General features: G+C 72.4%; 21 protein-coding genes. 17 read left to right on the top strand and 4 right to left on the bottom strand.

All coding sequences use genetic code 11. The annotated features are described in order from the left end of the window. Positions 1-383 precede the first annotated feature (383 nt). Positions 384-1,520 carry a glycosyltransferase gene (locus tag FNH09_RS19415; RefSeq protein ID WP_162468808.1) on the top strand — a complete coding sequence of 379 codons (1,137 nt, stop codon included), beginning with the start codon at positions 384-386 and terminating at the stop codon, positions 1,518-1,520. 11 nt (positions 1,521-1,531) lie between these two features. Here the strand turns inward: FNH09_RS19415 and FNH09_RS19410 are convergent, their stop codons facing one another. The 3 genes from FNH09_RS19410 to FNH09_RS19400 form a co-directional block, all read right to left on the bottom strand. Further along, positions 1,532-3,196, bottom strand: a complete 1,665-nt coding sequence (locus FNH09_RS19410; RefSeq protein ID WP_152889660.1) for a PucR family transcriptional regulator — start codon at positions 3,194-3,196, stop codon at positions 1,532-1,534. Between the two features lie 134 nt (positions 3,197-3,330). Further along, positions 3,331-4,713: an FAD-binding oxidoreductase gene (locus FNH09_RS19405; protein ID WP_152889657.1), complete on the bottom strand. Its 1,383-nt coding sequence runs from the start codon at positions 4,711-4,713 to the stop codon at positions 3,331-3,333. Positions 4,714-4,787: 74 nt separating this feature from the next. After that, positions 4,788-6,593 carry a glycoside hydrolase family 15 protein gene (locus tag FNH09_RS19400; protein WP_162468812.1) on the bottom strand — a complete coding sequence of 602 codons (1,806 nt, stop codon included), beginning with the start codon at positions 6,591-6,593 and terminating at the stop codon, positions 4,788-4,790. Positions 6,594-7,112: 519 nt separating this feature from the next. On the opposite strand from FNH09_RS19400, the gene FNH09_RS19395 reads away from it, so the two are divergent. From FNH09_RS19395 to FNH09_RS19345, 11 genes are all read left to right on the top strand, one after another. Continuing rightward, entirely contained in the window at positions 7,113-8,777 is a 1,665-nt protein-coding gene (locus FNH09_RS19395; protein WP_152889652.1) for a CTP synthase, read from the top strand. 120 nt (positions 8,778-8,897) lie between these two features. Further along, positions 8,898-9,524 carry an NUDIX domain-containing protein gene (locus FNH09_RS19390; protein ID WP_152889649.1) on the top strand — a complete coding sequence of 209 codons (627 nt, stop codon included), beginning with the start codon at positions 8,898-8,900 and terminating at the stop codon, positions 9,522-9,524. 228 nt (positions 9,525-9,752) lie between these two features. Then, positions 9,753-11,810 carry a tetratricopeptide repeat protein gene (locus FNH09_RS19385; protein ID WP_162468807.1) on the top strand — a complete coding sequence of 686 codons (2,058 nt, stop codon included), beginning with the start codon at positions 9,753-9,755 and terminating at the stop codon, positions 11,808-11,810. A gap of 143 nt (positions 11,811-11,953) precedes the next feature. After that, entirely contained in the window at positions 11,954-13,069 is a 1,116-nt protein-coding gene (gene ald / locus FNH09_RS19380) for an alanine dehydrogenase (protein ID WP_162468811.1), read from the top strand. A gap of 345 nt (positions 13,070-13,414) precedes the next feature. Continuing rightward, positions 13,415-14,584 carry an AAA family ATPase gene (locus FNH09_RS47675; protein ID WP_162468806.1) on the top strand — a complete coding sequence of 390 codons (1,170 nt, stop codon included), beginning with the start codon at positions 13,415-13,417 and terminating at the stop codon, positions 14,582-14,584. Then, positions 14,569-15,141 carry a hypothetical protein gene (locus FNH09_RS19370; RefSeq protein WP_162468805.1) on the top strand — a complete coding sequence of 191 codons (573 nt, stop codon included), beginning with the start codon at positions 14,569-14,571 and terminating at the stop codon, positions 15,139-15,141. Before FNH09_RS47675 ends, FNH09_RS19370 begins: the two co-directional genes overlap by 16 nt. A 348-nt stretch (positions 15,142-15,489) precedes the next feature. Then, positions 15,490-16,515: a segregation/condensation protein A gene (locus FNH09_RS19365; RefSeq protein ID WP_420802761.1), complete on the top strand. Its 1,026-nt coding sequence runs from the start codon at positions 15,490-15,492 to the stop codon at positions 16,513-16,515. After that, entirely contained in the window at positions 16,512-17,165 is a 654-nt protein-coding gene (gene scpB / locus FNH09_RS19360) for an SMC-Scp complex subunit ScpB (protein WP_162468804.1), read from the top strand. The genes FNH09_RS19365 and scpB overlap by 4 nt, the downstream gene beginning before the upstream one ends. Further along, positions 17,165-18,286 (top strand): pseudouridine synthase, encoded by a 1,122-nt coding sequence (locus tag FNH09_RS19355; protein WP_152889612.1) that lies wholly within the window; start codon positions 17,165-17,167, stop codon positions 18,284-18,286. Before scpB ends, FNH09_RS19355 begins: the two co-directional genes overlap by 1 nt. 171 nt (positions 18,287-18,457) lie before the next feature. Continuing rightward, entirely contained in the window at positions 18,458-19,177 is a 720-nt protein-coding gene (locus FNH09_RS19350; RefSeq protein WP_152889689.1) for an NUDIX hydrolase, read from the top strand. Further along, positions 19,174-20,199 carry an ADP-ribosylglycohydrolase family protein gene (locus FNH09_RS19345; protein ID WP_152889610.1) on the top strand — a complete coding sequence of 342 codons (1,026 nt, stop codon included), beginning with the start codon at positions 19,174-19,176 and terminating at the stop codon, positions 20,197-20,199. Before FNH09_RS19350 ends, FNH09_RS19345 begins: the two co-directional genes overlap by 4 nt. A gap of 5 nt (positions 20,200-20,204) precedes the next feature. On the opposite strand, the gene FNH09_RS19340 is transcribed toward FNH09_RS19345, so the two are convergent. Continuing rightward, positions 20,205-20,702 (bottom strand): Rieske (2Fe-2S) protein, encoded by a 498-nt coding sequence (locus FNH09_RS19340; RefSeq protein WP_152889608.1) that lies wholly within the window; start codon positions 20,700-20,702, stop codon positions 20,205-20,207. A 274-nt stretch (positions 20,703-20,976) separates the two neighbouring features. On the opposite strand from FNH09_RS19340, the gene aroH reads away from it, so the two are divergent. The 5 genes from aroH to der all read left to right on the top strand — a co-directional run bounded on the left by aroH (position 20,977) and on the right by der (position 25,384). Next, on the top strand, positions 20,977-21,339 hold the full coding sequence (aroH, locus tag FNH09_RS19335; RefSeq protein WP_162468803.1) for a chorismate mutase: 363 nt from the start codon (positions 20,977-20,979) through the stop codon (positions 21,337-21,339). Continuing rightward, positions 21,336-22,421, top strand: a complete 1,086-nt coding sequence (locus FNH09_RS19330; protein ID WP_162468802.1) for a prephenate dehydrogenase — start codon at positions 21,336-21,338, stop codon at positions 22,419-22,421. The genes aroH and FNH09_RS19330 overlap by 4 nt, the downstream gene beginning before the upstream one ends. A 99-nt stretch (positions 22,422-22,520) precedes the next feature. Continuing rightward, positions 22,521-23,183, top strand: coding sequence for a (d)CMP kinase (cmk, locus tag FNH09_RS19325; protein WP_162468801.1), 663 nt, complete (start codon positions 22,521-22,523; stop codon positions 23,181-23,183). Between the two features lie 62 nt (positions 23,184-23,245). Next, positions 23,246-23,833 carry a lysophospholipid acyltransferase family protein gene (locus tag FNH09_RS19320; protein WP_202919707.1) on the top strand — a complete coding sequence of 196 codons (588 nt, stop codon included), beginning with the start codon at positions 23,246-23,248 and terminating at the stop codon, positions 23,831-23,833. Between the two features lie 72 nt (positions 23,834-23,905). After that, positions 23,906-25,384 carry a ribosome biogenesis GTPase Der gene (der, locus tag FNH09_RS19315; protein ID WP_152889606.1) on the top strand — a complete coding sequence of 493 codons (1,479 nt, stop codon included), beginning with the start codon at positions 23,906-23,908 and terminating at the stop codon, positions 25,382-25,384. The last annotated feature ends 37 nt before the right edge of the window (positions 25,385-25,421 follow it).

Below are 25,421 nucleotides of genomic sequence, written 5' to 3'. Positions count from 1 at the left end.
CCGCTCTGCACTCCGGGCCGCCCACCGCTTTTGTGCTCCGGGTTCGTTCGGCGCTCCGGCTGGGCGGACCGGCCGGGCGCCGAGCCCGGTGGGGCGGGGCCGCCGCGCGGGTGCGCCCCGGTGCCGCGCCGGCCCGGCAGCCGGGCGCGCCGCCGGGTTGCGGACGGCGCAGGGCCGGGCCCGGCCGCGGCGGATTCACTCGGGTGAGTGATGCGTGCGGTCGGGTGGGGAGCGGTCGGAGCCGTCGGGGTTCCCGGAACACCCGTGCGTCCTGGCATCCTTGGCGTAGGACATGAGAGGGAATCACGCGGTACACACCCCGCGCCCGATCCTTCTGTATTTTCGTCGTGACCGTCCGACGCCGAACCAGGAGCCCCGGCCGCGTGAGCCCCGTCAGCCGCCCCTCGCCGCACGGCCGGTCGCCGCTGCGCACCGTGCAGGTACTGGGCGGAGGCAACGCCGGCAGCAGCACACATGTGCGCTCCCTGGCCTCGGGCCTCGCCGCGCGGGGCGTGCGGGTCACGGTGTGCGCCCCCGCCGAGGCCGATCACCTCTACGACTTCACGGGAGCCGGCGCCGAACACGTGCACGTGCCCCGCAGCAGTGACCCGGGGGCGGTCGCCGCGCTCCGGGCGGCCTGCACGGACGCCGACCTGGTGCACGCGCACGGGCTGCACGCCTCCTTCCGGGCCGTGCTCGCCCTCAGCGGACGGCACACCCCGCTCGTCGTCACCTGGCACGATCGCGCGTACGCCGAGGGTGCCCGCGCCCATCTCGTACGACTCCTCGAGCGCCGGGTGGTGCGGGCCGCCACCGTGGTGCTCGGCACCACCTCGACCCTCGTGGACCGGGCCCGTCGTACGGGCGCCCGGGACGCGCGGCTCGCCGCGGTCGCCCTGCCCGGGCCCGGCGGTCCCGCCGAGCCGGACGACCCCGACCGGCACCGCTCCAAGGTCCGGGCCGAACTCGGCGCCACCGGACGCCCGTTGCTGATGGCCGTCGGCTCCCTGGAGCCGCACCGGGGGTACCGGGTGCTGCTGGACGCCGCGCGGGCCTGGCGGGGGCTCGACCCCGAACCGCTGGTCGTCGTCGCGGGCGAGGGCCCACTGCGGGCGGTGCTCCAGCGCCGTATCGAGGACGAGGGGCTGCCGGTGCGGCTCATCGGCCGCCGCGACGACGCGGGCGAGCTGATCGCCGCGGCCGACCTGGCGCTGCTGACCGGCCGGTGGGAGGCGCGGTCCGTGTTCGCGCAGGAGGCGCTGCGGGCCCGCGTCCCGCTCGTCGCGACCGATGTCGGCGGAACCCCCGAACTCGTCGGCGACGCGGCCGAACTGGTGCCGTACGGTGACGCCGAGGCCCTCTGCGACGCCGTCCTGCGCCTCCTGGGCGACCCCGGCCGCCGGGCGCTGCTGGCCGACAAGGGCGTCCGGCAGGCGGCCACTTGGCCGACCGAGGACGAGACGGTCAACCAGGTGCTCAGTGTCTACGACGAGTTGACGCGGCCCACACCGCTGCCCTGAGCGGCCGCCGCTCAGGGAACATGCCGACGCGCCCGCAGGGCCAGACTCAACACCAGGACCGTCTGCGGGTCGTCGAGGTCCGTGCCCAGCAACTCGCCGATGCGGGCGAGGCGGTTGTACAGCGTCTGACGGTTGAGATGCAGTTCGCGGGCCGTCTCCGCCTTGCGGCCCGCATGGGCGAGATACGTCTCCAGCGTCGGCAGCAGCGGAGGCCTGGAGCGGTTGTCGTGCTCGCGCAGCGGGCCGATCGCACGGTCCACGAAGGCCGCCAGGTCGGGATGGTCCCGCAGGCGCCACAGCAGCAGGTCGATGTCGAGACGGCGGGCGTCGTACCAGGGGCGGCCGGGCAGCCCCTGGGCCGCGGTCGCCGTCTCCGCCGCGTGCCGCAGGCCCGCCGACGCCGCCGCCCAGCCACCGGCCATCCCGACGACCACGACCGGCGCCGGGGCCCCAGGCCGCTGCATCCCCGCCCGCTCCACCCCGGCGCGCAGCGCCGCCGCGACCCGGTCGGCGACCGTCGCCCGCTCCGACTCCGAGCGCAGGCCCAGCAGCAGCGGCACCCGGCCCTCGACGGGTCGTACGCCCAGCAGGACCGGCACTCCCACGGACGCCAGCTCCTCGGCGACCGCGCGCGCCAGCACCGCCCAGCCGCCGCCCGGGGAGAGCGCGTCGCCCAGCCGCATGACCACCGGCAGCAGCGGGCTGTCGCCCGGCTTGAAGCCCAGGACGCGGGCCTGCGCGGGGGCGTCCGCCGCGGCGATGCGGCCCTCGGCGAGATCGGTGAGGAAGTCGCCGCGGCCGCGCGCCGCCAGCTCCTCCTCCTGGCGGGCCTGCATCAGGACCACCGCGAGGATGCCCGCGGCCCGTTCGGCGGCGATCCGGTGCACGGGAGCGAGCGGGCCGAGCACGGGCAGCAGCACCAGCCGGGCCCGCACCGCTCCGGTCCCCGGCCCCCCGCCGGGCACGTCGACGAGCACCGAGCCCGAGGGCGGGGTGTCCCTGTGCTGGCCGCGCAGCCCCTCCCACACCTGGAGCGGGTCCGCGCCCTCGGGGCCCGCCCCGGCGGCGTACAGGAGCCGTCCTTCGGCCGTCTCCAGGAAGACCGGGTTGCCGCTGAAGTCGGCCAGGATGCCGAGGACCTGCGGGATCCCGCCGCCGCCCAGCAGGGCTTCGGTACATCGGCGGTGCACCTCCTCGGCCCGCTGGAGCAGCGCGTAGTGACCGTTGACGATCTCGGTGTGGATCTCCTCGGTGACCGCCACGAACGGCACCTCGCGGTGCAGCTGGACCAGCGGGAGACCGGCCGTCTGCGCGGTCTCGACCAGGGCGGCGGGCAGCCGGGTGAAGCGCGGGCCGAGCTCGACCACCAGGGCCGCGATGCCGCGCTCGGCCAGCGTGCGTACGAACGCGCGCTGGTCGGCGGGGCGAGTGCCGATTCCGTACCCCGTGGTCAGCAGCAGTTCGCCGCCCTTGAGCAGCGAGGCGATGTTCGGCACCTCGCCCGCGTGCACCCAGCGCACCGTCCGCGACAGCCGGTCGGCGCCGGCGAGGACCTCCGGGAGCCCGCTGCGCAGCCCGGGCAGCTCCAGCGCCCGCTGCACGGTGATCCCGGTGGCCTGGCTGTCGAATCGTCGGTCCCGGGGGCCGTCCGGGTGATGCTCGGTGCTGCTGTCCATGCAGCGGACGCTACCTGCGCGGACGTCCGGGCGATATATCCGGTCGGCGGGCGGCGGACCGGGGCGCGCGCCGGAGTCCGCGCAGGAGTCCGCGCAGGAGTCCGCGCCGGAGTCCGCGCAGGAGTCCACGGAACTCAGAGCGGCCGGATGTTGTGGTTGAACCGGAAGACGTTGTCCGGGTCGTACCGCCGCTTCAGTTCGCCGAGCCGCCGGCCGTTCTCGGCGCCGAGCCCGGCTTCCACCCGTTCCGTGCCCTCGTCGCCGATGAAGTTGAGGTAGACCGCGCCGGTGCTCCACGGCCGGACGGCGTCCCGCACACCGCGTACCCACGCCACGGCCCGCTCGTCGTCGGCGGGGTCCTCCCAGACCCCGAACGGGTGCACCGCCCACGGCGCGTCCCGGTAGGGAACCGGGTACTGCGCGGGCCCCTCGGCGATCGCGCCGCCCTGCGGGAACAGCACGTGCTGGGTGCCGGTCGGCACGGGCACGGTGTCCGCGAGGGCGCAGAAGACGTCCACCAGCTCGTCGGGCAGGCTCGCCGGATACTCTGCCGACCAGTAGTTCCGCATCCCCGGCGGATCGTCGAACATGGTCTGGAAGTCGGCGTACGGCAGCTCGGCCACCACCTCCGTCTCGTGCGGCAGCGCCAGCAGCGGCTGGGCGAGCTTGCGCATGGGCTCCTCGGCGCCCGCGTACGTCAGCAGCGCGACGCACACGAGCCGTCCGACCAGGGGCGGCGGCACGAACTCCTCGGGCGGGCCGGTCAGGTACAGGACGCCGCCGCCCGCCTCGTGCGGAGCGGACTCGATGATGTCGCGGTAGGTGCGCACCACCTCCGGGCCGAACTCGGGGAGGTACAGCAGCACCGCGGCCGAGAACCGGGGCAGTTCATGGACCTTCAGGGTGAGCGCGGTGGCGACGCCGAAGTTGCCGCCGCCGCCGTGCAGGGCCCAGAACAGCTCGGGATTCTCGTCGTCGTTGGCATGGACGCGGGAGCCGTCGGCGGTGACCAGCTCGACGCCCAGCAGATTGTCGACGGCCAGGCCGCACCAGCGGTCCAGCCAGCCGGTGCCGCCGCCCAGCACGAAGCCGCCGACCCCGGTGGTCGAAGCCCGGCCGCCGGTGGTGGCCAGCGCGTAGGGCTGGGTGGCGCGGTCCAGATGGCTCATGGTGGCGCCGCCGCCGATCCGTACGGCCTCGGCCGCCGGATCGACGGTCACCTCGTGCAGCCGGCGCAGATCGACGACGAGCGCGTTGTCGCCGAGCGCCATGCCCGCCACGCTGTGTCCGCCGCCGCGCACCGCGACATGCAGGTCCAGGTCCCTTCCGAAGAGCACCGCCCGGACGACATCGGCCTCGTCGGCGCACTGCGCGATGACGGCCGGGCGCCGGTCGATCATGGCGTTGAAAACGGTCCGGGCCGCGTCGTAACCCTCGTCCCCCGGGGCGAACACCTCGCCCGAGAGGTCCGCGCGCAGCGCGGCGAGGGCCGCGGCCGCCTTCGATGGGGGAGCCATGGCCGCCCCCTTCCCGATAGGGGTGTCTGTCCCCATCCAGCGTAGGAGGGCGGCGGCCGTGCGGTCCGGTCGGTTCAGCCCGCGTAGGCCCCGGACGCCGTCAGGCGCAGTGCCGTGTCGATCAGCGGGACGTGGCTGAAGGCCTGCGGGAAGTTGCCGACCTGGCGCTGGAGGCGCGAGTCCCACTCCTCCGCGAGCAGGCCCAGGTCGTTGCGCAGGGCCAGCAGCTTTTCGAACAGCTTGCGGGCCTCGTCCACACGGCCGATCATCGCGAGGTCGTCCGCCATCCAGAACGAGCAGGCGAGGAAGGCGCCCTCGTCGCCCGGGAGCCCGTCGACGCCCTCGTTGCTGCCGTCGGTCGGGTAGCGCAGGATGAAGCCGTCCGAGGTGGACAGCTCGCGCTGGATCGCCTCGATCGTGCCGATCACGCGCTTGTCGTCCGGCGGCAGGAAGCCCATCTGCGGGATCAGCAGCAGCGCGGCGTCCAGCTCCTTCGAGCCGTACGACTGGGTGAAGGTGTTGCGCTCCTTGTCGTAGCCCCGCTCGCAGACGTCGCGGTGGATGTCCTCGCGCAGCTGGCGCCACTTCTCCAGCGGGCCGTTCGCGTCGCCCGACTCGATCAGCTTGATCGTGCGGTCGACGGCGACCCAGGCCATCACCTTGGAGTGCACGAAGTGGCGGCGCGGGCCGCGCACCTCCCAGATGCCCTCGTCCGGCTCGTCCCAGTGGTCCTCCAGGTAGCGGATCAGCTTGAGCTGGAGCAGGGAGGCGTAGTCGTTGCGGGCCAGGCCGGTCATATGGGCCAGGTGCAGGGCCTCGGTGACCTCGCCGTACACGTCGAGCTGGAGCTGGTTCGCGGCGCCGTTGCCGACCCGGACCGGGCTGGAGTTCTCGTACCCCGGCAGCCAGTCCAGCTCGGCCTCGCCGAGCTCGCGCTCGCCCGCGATGCCGTACATGATCTGGAGGTTCTCCGGGTCGCCCGCGACGGCCCGCAGCAGCCATTCGCGCCAGGCGCGGGCCTCCTCGCGGTAGCCGGTGCGCAGCAGCGAGGAGAGGGTGATGGCCGCGTCGCGCAGCCAGGTGTAGCGGTAGTCCCAGTTGCGCACCCCGCCGATCTCCTCCGGCAGGGAGGTGGTGGGGGCCGCGACGATGCCGCCGGTGGGCGCGTAGGTGAGAGCCTTGAGCGTGATCAGCGAGCGGATCACGGCCTCACGGTAGGGACCGTGGTACGTACAGTGGTCCACCCACTCGCGCCAGAACTCCTCGGTCGCCTCCAGCTGCTGCTCGGGCTCCGGCATCCCGGGCGGAGCGTGGTGCGAGGGCTGCCACGACAGGGTGAAGGTGACCCGGTCGCCCGGGGAGACCGTGAAGTCCGTGTACGTCGTCAGCGACTCGCCGTAGGTCTCCGCGTTGGTGTCGAACCACACCGAGTCGGGGCCCGCGACGGCCACGGTGCGTCCGTCGTGCCGGTGCACCCACGGCACCACACGCCCGTAGGAGAAGCGCATCCGGAGCGTCGACTGCACCGGTACGCGGCCCGAGACGCCTTCCACGATCCGGATCAGCTGTGGGGCGGCACCTTCACGCGGGGGCATGAAGTCGATCACCCTGACCGTGCCGCGCGGGGTGTCCCACTCGGACTCCAGGATCAGCGAGTCGCCGCGGTAGGTCCGCCGGTCCGCCGCGGGCGGCGGGGCGTCGGGGGAACCGGCCGGGCCCAGTCGCCAGAACCCGTGTTCCTCGGTGCCGAGCAGACCGGCGAAGATGGCATGCGAGTCGAAGCGGGGCAGGCACAGCCAGTCGACGGTGCCGTCCCGGCAGACCAGCGCCGCTGTCTGCATGTCTCCGATGAGTGCGTAGTCTTCGATGCGCCCGGCCACGTGCAACTCCAGTCGAACGGCCACGTCACCCCACGCGAATGGGGCGGTCGCTAGTGCGGTCAAGGGGTCGTTTGTCGTGCGTCCTCAAGCGGTGAAGCAAAGCAGCCGCTCGGCCGTGAGGCAAAACGCCGATTTTTGTTCAACGAACTGACGAGCTCTCGTTGTTCCGATGAATGAGGGGGCGAGTGGTGGTGCCCTGGTGTCGGGCCGGGCTCGGCAGCGAGTGTCCGAGCAGGATACGACGCACGTAGATGATCTGCGTGCTGCTCCGGACAACGCGCCTGAGCCGAACGGGTGAGCAGTCGATGACGAGCAGGTGACCTGCCTGTGTCGGGGCGAGTGCGCAGCGTCGCCGGAAGCCATCTCCGTCAGGCGCTGATACGCTGGTAGCCCGTGGACCGGTGGGCACGAAACCCCCGAACCGCAGCGACGGCGCCTCCCCGAAAACCGGAAAACTCCGGTCCGGACCGCAGCCGCACCGCACCCCCAGAACGCGACCACGGGAGCCCCCTCTTGGCCATGACGCCCAAATCCACGACGACCAAGCACATCTTCGTCACCGGGGGTGTCGCCTCCTCGCTCGGCAAGGGCCTGACGGCGTCCAGCCTCGGCATGCTGCTGAAGGCACGGGGCCTGCGCGTCGTGATGCAGAAGCTCGACCCGTACCTGAACGTCGACCCCGGCACGATGAACCCCTTCCAGCACGGCGAGGTGTTCGTCACCAACGACGGCGCCGAGACCGACCTGGACATCGGCCACTACGAGCGTTTCCTCGACCGCGACCTGGACGGCTCCGCGAACGTCACCACCGGTCAGATCTACTCGACGGTGATCGCCAAGGAGCGGCGCGGCGAGTACCTGGGCGACACGGTGCAGGTGATCCCGCACATCACCAACGAGATCAAGCACCGCATCCGCCGCATGGCCACCGACGCGGTCGACGTCGTCATCACCGAGGTCGGCGGCACGGTCGGCGACATCGAGTCGCTGCCGTTCCTGGAGACGGTCCGCCAGGTCCGCCACGAGGTCGGCCGGGACAACGTCTTCGTCGTCCACATCTCGCTCCTGCCCTACATCGGCCCCTCGGGCGAGCTGAAGACCAAGCCGACCCAGCACTCGGTCGCGGCGCTGCGCAACATCGGTATCCAGCCGGACGCCATCGTCCTGCGCTGCGACCGCGAGGTGCCCACCGCGATCAAGCGCAAGATCTCGCTGATGTGCGACGTCGACGAGGACGCGGTCGTGGCCTGCCCCGACGCGCGCTCCATCTACGACATCCCGAAGACCGTGCACGGCGAGGGCCTGGACGCCTATGTCGTCCGCAAGCTGGACCTGCCCTTCCGCGACGTGGACTGGACGACCTGGGACGACCTGCTCGACCGCGTCCACAACCCCGAGCACGAGATCACCCTGGCGCTGGTCGGCAAGTACATCGACCTGCCCGACGCCTACCTCTCGGTCACCGAGGCGCTGCGCGCCGGCGGTTTCGCCAACCGGGCCCGGGTGAAGATCAAGTGGGTCACGTCCGACGACTGCAAGACCCCGGCCGGCGCCGCGGCGCAGCTCGGCGACGTCGACGGCATCTGCATCCCCGGCGGCTTCGGCGACCGCGGTGTGCTCGGCAAGGTCGGCGCGATCCGCTACGCCCGCGAGAACCGGATCCCGCTGCTGGGTCTCTGCCTGGGCCTCCAGTGCATCGTGATCGAGGCGGCCCGCAACCTGGCCGACATCCCCGACGCCAACTCCACCGAGTTCGACTCGGGCACCGGCCACCCGGTCATCTCCACCATGGCCGAGCAGCTCGACATCGTCGCCGGCGAGGGCGACATGGGCGGCACCATGCGGCTGGGCATGTACCCGGCCAAGCTGGCCGAGGGCTCGATCGTGCGCGAGGTGTACGACGGCAAGGAGTACGTCGAGGAGCGTCACCGGCACCGCTACGAGGTGAACAACGCCTACCGCGCGGAGCTGGAGAAGAAGGCCGGCATCCTCTTCTCGGGCACCTCGCCCGACGGCAAGCTCGTCGAGTACGTCGAGTACCCGCGCGACGTCCACCCCTACCTGGTCGCCACCCAGGCGCACCCGGAGCTGCGCTCGCGGCCGACCCGCCCGCACCCGCTGTTCGCGGGTCTGGTGAAGGCGGCCGTGCAGCGCAAGATCGCGGCAGGACAGGATTCCGAGTAACACACCGGTTGTACGGTGGCCGGGGCGCAAACCCTCAACGGGTGGGCACCCCGGCTTTTTCCGACGGCCGGTCTCCCGCGTGGTGCGCCGGTCCGTCCCGCACGTGTGGAAGGACAGGGCATGACGATCAAGGACACTCCCGAGCAGTGGGAGATCCGGGCGACGCAGACCCCCTTCGTGGGCAACAAGACCTCCGTCCGCACCGACGACGTGGTCATGCCCGGCGGCTCGGTGGTCCGCCGCGACTACCAGGTCCACCCCGGCTCGGTCGCCGTCCTCGCCCTCGACGAGGAGGACCGGGTCCTGGTCATCAAGCAGTACCGCCACCCCGTGCGCCACAAGCTGTGGGAGATCCCGGCCGGGCTGCTCGACGTGCCCGGCGAGAACCCGCTGCACGCCGCCCAGCGCGAGCTGTACGAGGAGGCGCACGTCAAGGCCGAGGACTGGCGGGTCCTCACCGACGTCTACACCACGCCCGGCGGCTGCGACGAGGCCGTGCGGATCTTCCTCGCCCGCGACCTGTCCGAGGCCGAGGGGCAGCGCTTCGAGGTGGAGGACGAGGAGGCCGACATGGAGCACGGGCGCGTGCCGGTCGACGAGCTCGTCCGGGGGGTGCTCGCGGGCGAACTGCACAACAACTGCCTCGTCGTCGGCGTCCTGTCGCTGGTCGCCGCGCGCGCCGGGGCGGGCCTCGACGCCCTGCGACCGGCCGAGGCGCCCTGGCCGGCCCGTCCCTTCGACGCCTGAGACCGCGCCCGACGACCCCGGCCGTCGCTCCCGGCGCGCCGGGGTGCGTCCGGCCGCCGGTTTCATACCGCCGGCCGTCGGCCGCCGGTGTGACGATCGCCTGATCCGATCGAGGGACGTCCCCGCCGTGCTCCGCCCGGGAGGTCGCAGAGCGTGAACTAGGCTCTGGAAACGCCCGGACCGGAGACCCGGCGGGCTTGCGCGTGCGGTGGGACGGGAGTGTGGCCCGTGACGGATCAGGCGGTGGACACGGACGGCGTTCAGCTGTCGGGACGCACGCCGGCGGAATGCCATTTCCTGGGCCGTACAAGGGAGTTGAAAGAGCTGCGCGCCGACATCGAGCGCGCGGGCCTGAACACCCTGGCCGGTCGCAAGGCACCGCGCGCGCGGGTGCTCCTGATCGCGGGCAAGCCCGGATCCGGCCGCACGGCACTCGCCGAGGAGCTCGTACGGGAGGTCGCGGACCGTTACGACGGCGGGGTGCTGCGCGCCCGGCTCAGCGAGCCCGACGGCACGCCCGTACCGGTCGAGCGCACCGCCCGCGAGCTGCTTGCCGCGCTGGACCTGCCGAGCCCGCCCGGCGCCGCCGAGGACGAGTTGAGCGAGGCCCTGCGGGCCGCCCTCGCCGACCGCAGGGCGGTGCTCCTGCTCGACGACGCGGCCGGTGCCGAGCAGGTCGACGCCCTGCTGCCGGACACCCCCGAGTGTCTGGTCGTGGCCGTCGCCGGGGGCCCGCTGACCGGGATCTCGGACGTCCGCCCGTGCACCATCGGCGGTCTCGACACGAAGTCCGCCCTGGAGCTGCTGACCCGCCACACCGGCTCCGTCCGCATCACGGTCGACCCGCGCGCCGCCGAGGGCCTGGTCGAGGAGTGCCGGGCCCAGCCCGCCGCGCTGCGGCTGGCCGGGGGCTGGCTCGCGGCCCGGCCCAAGACCGCCGTCGCCGACCTGGCCAAGCAGCTGCACACGGACGGGACGGACGGCACGCCCCTGAGCCGGCTGTTCCGGCTCGTGCACGCCTCCCTGCCCGCGACCGCCGCCCGGATACTGCGCCTGCTCTCCCTCGCCCCGGCCGGCCTCGTAGACCCGCACACCGCTTCCGCCCTGGCCGGCTGCTCGGTGGACGGCGCCCGCACCGTCCTCGACGACCTCGTCGCCCTGGGCCTGCTGCGGTCCGTGGAGTCGCCGCTGCCGCAGTACGAGGTGCCGGGCGCCCTGCACCCCCTGCTGAAGGCCGCCAGCGAGGCGGAGGACCGCCCCGCGGAGCTCCAGCTGGCCCGCGCCCGGATGCTGGAGCGGACCGTGCGGCTGTTGCAGTCCTGCCGGGCGATCACCGAGACGGACGACCCCGATGGGCGCGAGAAGCTCCAGGCGATGCCCCGCGCGCTGCGCTTCCCCAACCCCCGGGCGGCCGCCGACTGGCTGACCGTGCGCAGGCCCGCGCTGCTGGCCGCGGCCCGCCTCGCGGTCGCCGACGGCGAGCTGGACACCCTGGCCCGTCGGCTGATGTCCCAGCTGGTCAGGGCCATGGTCGCGCACTTCGGCACCCAGGCGGCGGCCGCCGACCTGTACGGCATCCACCGGCTCGTGCTGGACGTCGCCGAGCGCCGGAACCTGCCTCGGGAGAAGGCCGCGGCGCTGCTGAACCTCGCCGACGTGGACGCGCAGACCGGCCGTACGGCGGAGGCGCTGGTGCGCTACCGGGCCGCGCTGGACGCCGGACGCGAGGCGAACGATCCGTACGCGACCGGCCGCGCGATGGAATCCGTAGGCGGCGCGCACCTGGAGCTCGGGGACTTCGACCGGGCCGCCGACTGGTTCGGCCGGGCCCTGGCCCAGCGGCTGGCCCGGGACGAGCGCGCGGACGCCGCCCGGCTGTACGGCCGTATCGCCACCGCGCACACCTACGCGAGCCGCTACGGCGAGGCGCTGCGGCACTGGCGGGCAGCCGTCGCGGGGCACCGCAAGAACGGTGATGTGGGCGCCCAGGCAAGGGCGTTGAGCGAGTTGGCGCGGGTCCAGGAGTACGCGGGGCGGCCGGCGGAGTCGCTGCGCACCTGCCAGGAGGCGGTGGAGTGGGCGCGCCGCGCCGAGGACGTACGGCTCCAGGCCGCGCTCCAGCTGCGGCTGGCGGACACGCTGGAGCATCTGGGCGACCCGGCGGCCGCCCGCCTGCACCGCGGCGCCGCCGAGCGCATGCTGGGAGATGAGCTCCCGGAGAGCGACCCAGAGCCGGAACACGGCGCTAACGCCTGCGAAATCCGTAGTGCACCCGCTGAAGATTGAAGCATTGAAAGGCTAGACACCGAGAACACCTTCATTAGACTGGCTCTGCCGCACGTTCTCCTGCGGTGCATCCCTCTGCGCCCCATGTGCACAGGTATGTCTTGTGTTGCCCCACACCCTCTGAGCCAAGGACCGTGATCGACGTGAAGGTCGGCATCCCCCGCGAGGTCAAGAACAACGAGTTCCGGGTGGCCATCACCCCCGCCGGCGTGCTGGAACTGGTGCGCCACGGCCACCAGGTCGTCATCGAGCGCGACGCCGGTCTCGGCTCGTCGATCACGAACGAGGAGTACGTCGCCGCCGGTGCCGAGATCCTGGACTCGGCCGACGAGGTGTGGGCCACGGCCGACCTGCTGCTGAAGGTCAAGGAGCCGGTCGCCGAGGAGTACCACCGCCTGCGCAAGGACCAGACGCTCTTCACCTACCTGCACCTGGCCGCGTCCAAGGAGTGCACGGACGCCCTCCTGGAGTCCGGCACCACGGCGATCGCGTACGAGACGGTCGAGCTGCCGGGCCGCGGGCTGCCGCTGCTCGCCCCGATGTCCGAGGTCGCGGGCCGGCTGGCCCCGCAGGTCGGCGCCTACCACCTGATGCGCGCGGCGGGCGGCCGTGGCGTGCTGCCGGGCGGTGTCCCGGGCGTGACGCCGGCCAAGGCCGTCGTCATCGGCGGTGGCGTCTCCGGCTGGAACGCCGTCCAGATCGCCGTCGGCATGGGCTTCGACGTGACCCTGCTGGACCGCGACATCAACAAGCTGCGCGAGGCGGACAAGATCTTCGGTACGAAGGTCAAGGCCGTCATGTCCAACTCCTTCGAGCTGGAGAAGGCCGTCCTCGACGCCGACCTCGTCATCGGCGCGGTGCTCATCCCGGGCGCCAAGGCCCCGAAGCTGGTCACCAACGAGCTCGTCTCCCGGATGAAGCCGGGAAGTGTCCTTGTCGACATCGCGATCGACCAGGGCGGCTGCTTCGAGGACTCGCGTCCCACCACCCACGCCGAGCCGACCTTCCGGGTCCACAACTCGGTCTTCTACTGCGTCGCCAACATGCCGGGCGCGGTGCCCAGCACCTCCACCAACGCCCTCACCAACGCCACGCTGCCCTACATCGTGTCGCTGGCCGACAACGGCTGGGCCGAGGCGCTGCGCCGCGACGCCGCCCTGGCCCGGGGTCTCAACACCCATGACGGCCAGGTCGTTTACCGCGAGGTCGCCGAGGCGCACGGCCTCGACCACGTCTCCCTCGAGGCGCTTCTCGGCTAAGTCACCAAACAGTAAAGGCGATACGTCAACAAGGATCGTCAACCGCACACACCAGGCCGGACCTTGCCCGACAAGGTCCGGCATGGTGTGTGTATGGTCACTTTGCGTCGCCGGGCCAACTCGCCTCGAACGTAACCCTTGAACCGATTCGTACACCGGTGAAACCTGCTGTGCGACGGCCGTACGCCCTTGACAGCGGGATGTTTCATTGCCGACACATCCTGCCGGGTCCGGCGGATTGTGTTGCTGCGGACGCCCGACACGCCATAGAGTCGCCAACCGTCGGCATGGTGTCACGCTGACCTGTCTAGAAGTTTCCTGGTCACCAAGGAGGTAAGACGACTTGTGAATGAGTCGACATTTTCTCCCGGGGGTGGTCAACCAGGAACGCCGGTCCGAGGCCAGGGCCCCGAGGGGTTCGAGGCTGTCGGCTCCGTCGCTGTGCGCACCTTCGCAGCCCACCAGAGTCCGCAGGCGACTCGGACAGCACCCCAGAGCATGGATGGCCATCACGTGAACGCCAGGGCCGGCGACGGAAGTGGCGCGCCCCACAACCACTTCGCCGACTACGACGAACTGCCCGAAGGGCACTTCTACGACCCCGACGCCGAGTACGAGCCCGACCCGGAGTACGCGGCCACGCTCGCGCCCGACGCGGCACGCCAGCGTCGCGAGCGCATCGGCCCGACCGGACGTCCGCTGCCGTACTTCCCGATCCCGGGCCCGCTGACCGACCACGGACCCGCGAAGATCATCGCGATGTGCAACCAGAAGGGCGGCGTCGGCAAGACGACGTCGACCATCAACCTGGGTGCCGCCCTCGCGGAGTACGGCCGCCGGGTGCTGCTCGTGGACTTCGACCCGCAGGGCGCGCTGTCGGTGGGACTCGGTGTCAACCCGATGGAGCTCGACCTCACCGTCTACAACCTGCTCATGGAGCGGGGCATGTCGGCGGACGAGGTGCTCCTGAAGACGGCGGTCCCGAACATGGACCTGCTGCCCAGCAACATCGACCTGTCGGCCGCCGAGGTCCAGCTCGTGAGCGAGGTCGCGCGCGAGTCGACGCTCCAGCGGGCGCTGAAGCCGCTGCTGCCCGACTACGACTACATCGTGATCGACTGTCAGCCCTCGCTCGGTCTGCTCACGGTGAACGCCCTGACGGCCGCGCACAAGGTGATCGTGCCGCTGGAGTGCGAGTTCTTCGCCCTGCGCGGTGTGGCGCTGCTGACGGAGACCATCGAGAAGGTCCAGGAGCGGCTGAACCCGGAGCTGGAGCTCGACGGGATCCTCGCCACGATGTACGACTCGCGCACCGTGCACAGCCGTGAGGTGCTCGCGCGGGTGGTCGAGGCCTTCGACGACCACGTCTACCACACGGTCATCGGGCGCACGGTCCGCTTCCCGGAGACCACGGTCGCCGGTGAGCCGATCACGACGTACGCGTCCAACTCCGTCGGTGCCGCCGCCTACCGTCAGCTCGCCAGGGAGGTGCTCGCCCGGTGTCACGCCGAGTGAGTCTGCCGGGGGCCGACGAACTGTTCCGCACGACAGGGGGAATGGCACTCCAGCCGTCCACTCCACGGCGCCCGGCCAACGGTGAGGCCCGGGTGCCGGCCCCGGCGGGGGAGAGCGACCAGACGGCCGCCGCCCCCGCGGAGGACGCGCCGACCGCGGTGCCCGCGCAGGGCGGCGACGGCGAGGGCGCCGAGCACGTGGCCGCCGACCCGGAGGGGGCCGACGCGGGGGAGTCCCGGATCCGGGCCGCCGCCGCGGAGCGCACCGCCCGGCGCGCGCAGGAAGGTTCTGTCGACCCGCAGGGGCAGCCGCGCAAGCGCGGGCGGTCGCCCGCACGGCGGCCCAGCGGGCGCGAGCGGCACGACGAGAAGATCACGGTGTACGTGTCGGCCGAGGAGCTCATGGACCTGGAGCACGCGCGTCTCGTGCTCCGCGGTGAGCACGGGCTGGCCGTCGACCGCGGGCGGATCGTCCGGGAGGCGGTCGCCGTGGTGCTGGCCGACCTGGAGTCCCGGGGGGACGCGAGCATTCTCGTTCGACGCCTGCGCGGACGCTAGCGGTAGCCTGCGGGGGCTATGTCCTCGAAGTCCTCGAACGACGCTTCCGTTCCCGGCGCCTCCGCCCGCCGGCGGCGTGCGCTGGGGCGTGGGCCGGGTACGGCCGCGGCGACGAGCCCGGCCGTCGGGCAACCGGAACCCGAGGCCGTCGCACCCGAGGCCCTCGCCCCCGGGCGCGAGCAGCCACCCGGGCGCGAGCAGCCGACCGAGCCGGAGCCCGAGCCGACGCAGACCCCCCGGACGGGGCCACCCGACTCCCGCCCCGAGGCGGGGCCCGAGAGCGCCCCTGCCGGGCCTGAGCCCGGGACCCGGCCCGAGTCGGAGAGCGTCCCAGCCGGGACCGGTCCCATGCGAGGGCCTGAGACCGGTCCTGAGTCGAGTTCGGCACCGGCGCCCGAGATCTCGGTTCCGGAACCCGAGCCGGAGCCCGAGCCGACGCAGGCTCCCCGGACGGAGCCGGGACCCGAGCCGGGGTCGAAGCCGAAGCCGGAGTCCGAGGCGGTCGTCGCGCCCGGGTCCGGGGCGGAGGTTCGATCTCGGGGCGTCGAGGCCCAGGAGCCCCCCGACGGGGTCTTCAAGGTGCGGCTGGCGAACTTCGAGGGGCCCTTCGACCTGCTCCTCCAGCTGATCTCCAAGCACAAGCTCGACGTCACCGAAGTCGCCCTCTCGAAGGTGACCGACGAGTTCATGGCCCACATCCGGGCGATGGGCCCGGACTGGGACCTGGACCAGACGACCGAGTTCCTGGTCGTGGCCGCCACCCTGCTCGACCTCAAGGCCGCCCGGCTGCTGCCCGCCGCCGAGGTCGAGGACGAGGCCGACCTGGCCCTGCTGGAGGCCCGCGACCTGCTGTTCGCCCGTCTGCTCCAGTACCGGGCCTACAAGCAGATCGCCGACATCTTCCAGCACCGGCTGACGCAGGAGGCCCGCCGCCTGCCCCGTACCGTCGGCCTCGAACCCCACCACGCCGAGCTGCTGCCCGAGGTCGTGATCAGCATCGGCCCGGAAGGGTTCGCCCGGCTCGCCGTCAAGGCGATGCAGCCCAGACCCAAACCGCAGGTCTACGTCGACCACATCCACGCGCCGCTGGTCAGCGTCCAGGAACAGGCGGGGATCGTGATCGCGCGGCTGCGGGAGTTCGGCGAGGCCAGCTTCCGCACTCTCGTCGAGGACACCGACGACACCCTCACCGTGGTGGCGAGGTTCCTGGCGCTGCTGGAGCTGTACCGGGAGAAGGCGGTCGCCCTGGAGCAGGAGGACGCCCTCGGCGATCTGCTGGTGCGCTGGACCGGCGGGGCCGGGGGAGAGGCCCCGCATGTCACCGACGAGTTCGACCGGCCGCCCGAGGCGCCGAGCGAGGAGAAGAAGGCGTGAGCGAGGAGAGCACCCCCACCCAGGCCGGTTCCGGCACCGTGGCCGACCTCGATCTCAAGCCGGCCCTGGAGGCCGTGCTGATGGTCGTGGACGAGCCCGCGACCGAGGACCACCTCGCGAAGATCCTCCAGCGGCCGAAGCGACGGATCGGGGACGCGTTGCGGGAGCTGGCCGACGAGTACACCGTGCAGGGGCGCGGCTTCGAGCTGCGGCTGATCGCGGGCGGCTGGCGCTTCTACACCCGGCCCGAGTACGCGGCGGCCGTGGAGGGCTTCGTCCTGGACGGCCAGCAGGCCCGGCTCACCCAGGCTGCGCTGGAGACCCTCGCCGTGGTCGCCTACCGCCAGCCGGTCAGCCGCAGCCGGGTCTCCGCGGTCCGCGGAGTGAACTGCGACGGGGTCATGCGGACCCTGCTCCAGCGCGGTCTCGTCGAGGAGGCGGGCGCGGAACCCGAAACAGGTGCGATCCTGTACGTGACGACGAACTACTTCCTGGAGCGGATGGGCCTGCGCGGCCTGGACGAGCTCCCGGAGCTCGCGCCCTTCCTCCCGGAGGCGGCGGCGATCGAGGCCGAGACGATGGAAGGGGTCCCGTCGTTCGATCCGGACGCTCCGGATTCCGAGGACGCAGACGACAAGACGGAACTTTGATGCGAAGCAGCAGCGGCAGGAACAGCAGCGGAAACAACGGCGGGAGCCGTGGTGGCAACAGCGGCGGCCGCGGCGGGAGCGGCGGTGGCCGCGGCGGTAGCCGTGGCGCCGGGAGCAACCGCGACGACAAGCAGGGCGGCCGGCCGAGCAAGCCCCGCCCCGAGGAGCGCCGCTACGACGTGGGCCCCGGCGCGACGAAGGACGGCCCCAAGGCCGGACGCGGCGCTTCGGCGCGCGGCGGAGCCAAGGGCGGACCGAAGCAGTCTTCGGGCACCGGACGGGGGCGTTGGGCGCCCGCCACTTCCCGGGAGTACGACGCCCGCGCGGAGGAGCGCAACCGGGAGCGGTACGCGGGCAAGAAGGACGTCAAGCTGCCCAAGACCTTCCCGGGCGCCGAGCAGGAGGGCGAGCGGCTCCAGAAGGTGCTCGCACGCGCCGGTTACGGCTCCCGGCGGGCCTGCGAGGAGCTGATCGAGCAGGCGCGCGTCGAGGTCAACGGCGAGATCGTGCTGGAGCAGGGCAAGCGGGTCGACCCGGAGAAGGACGAGGTCAAGGTCGACGGCCTGACGGTGGCGACCCAGTCGTACCAGTTCTTCTCGCTGAACAAGCCCGCCGGTGTCGTCTCGACCATGGAGGACAACGAGGGCCGGCAGTGCCTCGGCGACTACGTGACCAACCGCGAGACGCGGCTCTTCCACGTCGGCCGGCTGGACACCGAGACCGAGGGCGTCATCCTGCTCACCAACCACGGTGAACTGGCGCACCGGCTGACGCACCCCAAGTACGGCGTGAAGAAGGTCTACCTCGCGCACATCGTGGGCCCGATCCCGCGCGACCTGGGCAAGCAGCTCAAGGACGGCATCCAGCTGGAGGACGGTTACGCGCGCGCGGACCACTTCCGGGTGGTCGAGCAGACCGGCAAGAACTACCTCGTCGAGGTCACCCTGCACGAGGGCCGCAAGCACATCGTGCGCCGCATGCTCGCCGAGGCCGGCTTCCCGGTCGACAAGCTGGTCCGCGTCGCCTTCGGCCCGATCACCCTGGGCGACCAGAAGTCCGGCTGGCTGCGGCGGCTGTCCAACACCGAGGTCGGCATGCTGATGCAGGAAGTCGACCTGTAGGTCGTCCGTCCGAACTCCTGATCTCCTGATCACCGAGGCGGCCGGTTCCGGATCTCCGGACCGGCCGCTTTCGTGTGCCCGCCCTCTCGCGCCCGCCGTCTTGTGTCCGGGCCTTGTGTTCGGGCACCCGGGCTATTTATAGTCGTGGTGACTATTAAGGAGGTGGGGCGGATGCAGGGCTACGACAAGTACGCCTTCGAACCCTTCGCCGTCACCGTCGACCTCGCCGTCCTCACCCTGCGCTCCGGCACCCTGCACGTCCTGCTCGTCGAGCGCGGGCAGGAGCCGTACGCCGGACACTGGGCGCTGCCCGGCGGCTTCGTGCTGCCCGAGGAGTCCGCGGAGACGGCGGCCCGGCGCGAGCTCGCCGAGGAGACCGGCCTGTCGGACGTCTCCGGGCTGCACCTGGAGCAGCTGCGCACCTACAGCGAACCCGACCGCGACCCCCGGATGCGGGTCGTGTCGGTCGCCTTCGCCGCCCTGCTGCCCGACGCGCCCGAACCGCGCGGCGGCGGCGACGCCGCACAGGCCCGCTGGCTGCCCTACGACCGTGCCGAGCCGCTCGCCTTCGACCACGACCGGATCCTCGCCGACGCCCACGACCGCGTCGGCACCCTGCTGGAGTCCACCAGTCTCGCCACCGCCTTCTGCCCGCCCGAGTTCACCCTCGGCGAGTTGCAGCAGGTCTACGAGGCCGTCTGGGGCTCGGTCCTGGACCGGCCCAACTTCCGGCGCAAGGTGCTCGCCACCCCCGGCTTCGTCGAACCCGTCCCCGGCGGCGCCCGGCTGACCGGCGGGCGCGGCAAGCCGGCCGCGCTGTACCGGGCCGGTACCGCCGTCACCCTCCATCCGCCGCTGCTTCGCACCGCACGGGAAGGACGCCCCGCATGACCACCACGACCACCGTCCGCAAGCGCGCCGCCACCGGGGCGCTGCTGGGCCTCGCCCTCGGCGACGCGCTGGGCTTTCCGACCGAGTTCAACGACGTGCCGTCGATCCTCGCCAAGTGCGGACCCTGGCGGGAGATGGAGCTGATCCGGCCCGCGATCGTCAGCGACGACACCCAGATGACCCTCGCCCTCGGCCGGGGGCTGCGCACCGCGATGGACCGGGGGCTGCTCGGGCCGAAGCGGCTGGCGCGGCCGGTGCGCGAGGAGTTCGTGGAGTGGTACCGCTCACCGGAGAACAACCGGGCGCCTGGACGCACCTGTCTGACGGCGTGTGCCCTGCTCCAGGGCGACGACCGGCCCTGGCAGGAGGCCAGCCAGATCGGCTCCAAGGGCTGCGGCGCCAACATGCGCGTGGCGCCGATCGGTCTGGCTCCCGGACTCGACGACGAGCAGCGGGCCGGTGCGGCCCAGTTGCAGTCCGCCCTCACGCACGGGCATCCGACGGCGCTGGCGGCCTCCGACCTCACCGCGCACGCCGTACGACTGCTGGCCCAGGGCGCTGAGCCGACCGGACTCGTGGGGCTGCTGCGCTCGTACGCCCTGGACAACCGCACCCGCTACCACGAGCGCTGGCTCGGCGACCTGTGGACCCGGGGGCACGACCCCAGCGCGCTGCACTTCATCGCGCGCGGCTGGGACGAGTGCCTGGCCGTCCTGGACCGGCTCCAGGACGCGGTACGGGCCGGTTCCCGCGAGACCGACCCGTGCCTGGCCACCGGGGCGGGCTGGATCGCCGAGGAGGCGCTGGCGACCGGGCTGCTGTGCTTCCTGCTCTTCGTCGACGAGCCGGTGACCGCGTTGCGCCGGGCCGCGTGCAGCTCCGGCGACTCCGACTCGATCGCCTGTCTGACCGGCGCCTTCGCGGGCGCCCACCTGGGCGCCGACGCCTGGCCCGCCGCCTGGGCGGACCGGATCGAGTACCGGGACGAGCTGCTGGAGCTCGGGGCGCTCTGGGACGCCTGACCGGGTCAGACCAGGCGGATCGTGTCGCCCTCGACCGTGATCTTCTTCTCGGGCAGCGGCTGGGGCGCCGGAGGGTGTGCCACCGAACCGTCCGTGATGCGGAACCTGCTGCCGTGGCAGGTGCAGTTGATCGTGCCGTCGGAGACGTCGGCGACCGGGCACTGCCGGTGGGTGCAGATGTTGGAGAAGGCCTTGAACTCGCCCTTCTCCGGCTGGGTGACGACGACCTGGTCGGCCGCGAAGATCGTGCCGCCGCCGACCGGGATGTCCCCGGTCCTCGCCAGCTCCTTGCCTACGGCCGACGCGGTGGCCGAGGCGGAGGACGGCTCGGCCGTCGACCCGGCCGCCGAGGTGGCGGTGGAGGTGGCGGTCGAGGGGGTGGACGCGGCCGTGGGTGAGGTGGCGGATCCGGAACTGCTGTTCTCGCCGGACTTGCTGCACCCCGCGACACAGGCGGCCGCGCCCGTCGCGAGTACCGTGCGCCGCGTCGGGCCGTGGGTCATGTCGTCACTCCGAAGGTGGGGGAGAGCCGGAAGGCGGAGACCGGGTGGTCGCTCCGAGCGGAGCAGCAGCATCTTGGCACCGAAAGCACCCAGGGCGAAGCATTACAGGACGGAGTGCCACAAAACGTGCGGCAGGTACGCCCGACGGCCCAGCGCGCCCGCCGTCTCAGCGGGCGGGCGCCGCGCACCGGGCACGCGCGGTCTGACTAGGCTGGACGCACGGGACAGTGATCCGTGCATCACGCACATCAGCACATCAGCGAGGAGCAGCACCGTGGCGGTACGAGCGGTCAGGGGGGCCGTCCAGCTGGAGCGGGACGAAGCCGGCCACATGAGTGAGCAGGTCGGTGCCCTGCTCACCGCGGTCCTGGAGCGGAACGGCCTGGGCACGGACGACCTGATCAGCATCTGGTTCACGGCCACGCCCGACCTGCACAGCGACTTCCCGGCGGCCGCCGCCCGCAAGCTGGGCATCGTGGACGTGCCGCTGATCTGCGCCCAGGAACTGGACATCGCGGGCGCCATGCCCCGGGTGGTCCGGCTGCTCGCCCACGTCGAGTCCGACCGGACCCGGGCCGACATCGCGCATGTCTACCTCGGTGCCGCGGCCGCGCTGCGCAAGGACATCGCCCAGTGAGGACCGCACTCGTCATCGGCACCGGGCTCATCGGCACGTCCGCGGCCCTCGCCCTGGTCCAGCGGGGCGTCGTCGTCCACCTCGCCGACCACGACCCGGAGCAGGCCCGTACGGCGGCCGCGCTCGGGGCCGGCACGGACGAGCCGCCCGCGGGCCCCGTGGACCTCGCGATCGTCGCCGCCCCGCCGGCTCACGTGGCCGCGGTGCTCGCCGACGCCATGCGCCGGGGCGTGGCCCGCGGCTACCTGGACGTCGCCAGCGTCAAGGGCGGCCCGCGCCGCGAGCTGGAGGCGCTCGGCCTCGACCTGACGTCCTACATCGGCACCCACCCCATGTCCGGCCGGGAGAAGTCCGGGCCGCTGGCCGCGACGGGCGATCTCTTCGAGGGCCGTCCCTGGGTGCTCACCCCGACCCGGGACACCGACACCGAGGTGCTGAACCTCGCCCTGGAGCTGGTCTCGCACTGCCGTGCGGTGCCGGTGGTGATGGACGCGGACGCGCACGACCGCGCCGTGGCCCTCGTCTCCCACATGCCGCACCTGGTGTCCAGCATGGTCGCCGCGCGCCTGGAGAACGCCGAGGAGGCGGCCGTACGGCTGTGCGGCGGCGGCATCCGCGATGTGACCAGGATCGCCGCGTCCGACCCGCGGATGTGGATCGACATCCTCTCCGCGAACCCGGGGCCGGTCGCCGACCTGCTCGCGGACGTCTCCGCCGACCTGGACGAGACGGTCCGGGCGCTGCGCGCCCTCCAGTCCTCCGACGAGGACAAGCGCCGGGCGGGCGCCACCGGCATCGAGGACGTGCTGCGCCGCGGCAACGCGGGCCAGGTCCGCGTCCCCGGCAAGCACGGGTCCGCGCCGCGGGTGTACGAGACGGTGGCCGTCCTGATCGACGACCAGCCGGGCCAGCTGGCCCGGATCTTCGCCGACGCGGGCCGGGTCGGGATCAACATCGAGGACGTGCGCATCGAGCACGCGACCGGTCAGCAGGCCGGTCTGGTGCAGCTGATGGTGGAGCCGAAGTCGGCGCCCGTCCTGACGGCGGCGCTGCGCGAGCGGGGCTGGGCCATCCGGCAGTGAAACGGCCGCCGGGGAGCCAGTAACCTTGTGCGGGGCGCCCTCGCGCCCGTCCACCACCCCGGTTCCAGGAAGGTCCCCACTGTGGAAAGCGTCCCGGCAGTGATTGTCGCCATCGACGGCCCCTCCGGCACGGGCAAGTCGAGCACGTCCAAGGCCGTGGCCGCGCAGCTCGGACTGAGCTACCTGGACACCGGCGCCCAGTACCGGGCGATCACCTGGTGGATGGTGAACAACGGGATCGACATCGCCGACCCGGCCGCGATCGCCGACGCGGCCGGCAAGCCCGACATCGTCTCCGGCACCGACCCGGCTGCCCCGACGATCACGGTCGACGGCACCGACGTGGCCGGCCCGATCCGCACCCAGGAGGTCACCTCCAAGGTCAGCGCGGTCAGCGCGGTGCCCGAGGTGCGGGCCCGGATCACCGAGCTCCAGCGCTCCCTGGCCGCCTCGGCGGCCGGCGGGATCGTCGTCGAGGGCCGTGACATCGGCACCACCGTGCTGCCCGACGCCGACCTGAAGGTCTTCCTCACCGCCTCCGCGGAGGCGCGTGCCGCCCGCCGCAGCGGTGAGCTCAAGGGCGCCGACGTGCAGGCGACCCGTGAGGCCCTGCTGAAGCGGGACGCGGCCGACTCCAGCCGTAAGACCTCCCCGCTCGCCAAGGCGGACGACGCGGTCGAGGTGGACACCTCCGACCTCACGCTCCCGCAGGTCATCGCGTGTGTCGTCAGTCTCGTCGAGGAGAAGCGGGCCGCGCGGTGAACAGCCGCCCCGTCCCCTCCGTCAAGGGCGCCGACGTCGGCAGACGCATCGGCGTCGGCCTGATGTACGGGCTGTGGAAGCCGCGCGTCCTGGGCGCCTGGAAAGTCCCCGCGACCGGCCCGGTGATCCTCGCGGTCAACCACTCCCACAACATCGACGGCCCGATGGTCATGGGCGTGGCGCCCCGGCCGACGCACTTCCTGATCAAGAAGGAGGCGTTTGTCGGCCCGCTCGACCCGTTCCTGCTCGCCATCGGGCAGGTGAAGGTCGACCGTCAGTCCGCCGACCGCACCGCGATCACCCAGGCCCTCGACCTGCTCGCGGCCGGCGGGGTCCTCGGGATCTTCCCGGAGGGCACCCGGGGCGAGGGCGACTTCGCCTCGCTGCGCGCCGGACTGGCCTACTTCGCGGTCCGCAGCGGGGCGCCGATCGTCCCCGTCGCGGTCCTGGGAAGTTCCGAGCGCACCAGCCGGTTGACCAAGGCGCTGCCGCCGCTGCGCTCCCGGGTCGACGTCGTCTTCGGCGACCCGTTCGAGGCGGGCGACGGAAGCGGGCGGCGCACGCGCAAGGCGCTGGACGAGGCGACCGAGCGCATCCAGAAGCAGCTGGCGGCGCACCTGGACCACGCCAGGCGCCTGACCGGGCGCTAAGAGACACTTGAGTAGTGGATCACCCGATACGGGTGGTCCACCGATCACCACGATGAACGAGGTACGGACTTCATGAACGACCAGATCCACTCCGAGGGCTCGGGCGAGGAGCACGACCACGGAGCACTTGGCGACGCCGAGTACGCGGAGTTCATGGAGCTCGCCGCGGTGGAGGGCTTCGACCTGGAAGAGGTCGAGGGAGCCATCGAGGAGGCGGGCCACGGCCCGCTGCCCGTGCTCGCCGTCGTCGGCCGCCCCAATGTCGGCAAGTCGACCCTGGTGAACCGCATCATCGGCCGTCGCGAGGCAGTGGTCGAGGACAAGCCCGGCGTCACCCGCGACCGGGTCACCTACGAGGCCGAGTGGGCGGGCCGCCGCTTCAAGGTCGTCGACACCGGCGGCTGGGAGCAGGACGTCCTCGGCATCGACGCCTCCGTGGCCGCGCAGGCCGAGTACGCGATCGAGGCGGCCGACGCCGTCGTGTTCGTCGTCGACGCCAAGGTCGGCGCGACCGACACCGACGAGGCGGTCGTACGACTGCTGCGCAAGGCCGGCAAGCCGGTCGTGCTGTGCGCCAACAAGGTCGACGGCCCGAGCGGCGAGGCCGACGCCTCGTACCTGTGGTCGCTCGGTCTCGGCGAGCCGCACCCGGTCTCGGCCCTGCACGGCCGTGGCACCGGCGACATGCTGGACGCCGTGCTGGAGGCGCTCCCCGAGGCGCCCGCGCAGACCTTCGGGACCGCGGTCGGCGGCCCCCGCCGGATCGCCCTCATCGGCCGCCCGAACGTCGGCAAGTCCTCGCTGCTGAACAAGGTGGCGGGCGAGGAGCGCGTCGTCGTCAACGAACTCGCGGGCACCACCCGCGACCCGGTCGACGAGCTGATCGAACTCGGCGGTGTCACCTGGAAGTTCGTCGACACGGCGGGCATCCGCAAGCGCGTCCACCTCCAGCAGGGCGCCGACTACTACGCCTCGCTGCGTACGGCCGCGGCCGTCGAGAAGGCCGAGGTCGCCGTCATCCTGATCGACGCGTCCGAGAACATCTCCGTCCAGGACCAGCGCATCGTCACGATGGCCGTCGACGCCGGCCGGGCGATCGTCCTCGCCTTCAACAAGTGGGACACGCTCGACGAGGAGCGCCGCTACTACCTGGAGCGGGAGATCGAGACCGAGCTCGCCCAGGTCGCCTGGGCGCCGCGGGTCAATGTCTCCGCGCGCACCGGACGGCACATGGAGAAGCTCGTCCCGGGCATCGAGACGGCGCTGGCGGGCTGGGAGACCCGGGTCCCCACCGGCAGGCTGAACGCCTTCCTCGGCGAGCTGGTCGCCGCCCACCCGCACCCGATCCGCGGCGGCAAGCAGCCCCGCATCCTCTTCGGCACCCAGGCGGGCACAAAGCCGCCGCGGTTCGTGCTCTTCGCCTCCGGCTTCATCGAGGCGGGTTACCGCCGCTTCATCGAGCGCCGGCTGCGCGAGGAGTTCGGGTTCGAGGGCACCCCGATCCACATCTCCGTGCGGGTGCGCGAGAAGCGCGGCGCGAAGCGGAAGTAGCACGCACACCACGAGCGGGGGCGGCCCCGGGGAAACC

Origin of the sequence: Streptomyces adustus, from assembly GCF_009377175.1 — a bacterium.
Taxonomy (GTDB): Bacteria; Actinomycetota; Actinomycetes; order Streptomycetales; family Streptomycetaceae; genus Streptomyces; species Streptomyces adustus.
This window is presented reverse-complemented; position numbering and strand designations above follow the sequence as displayed.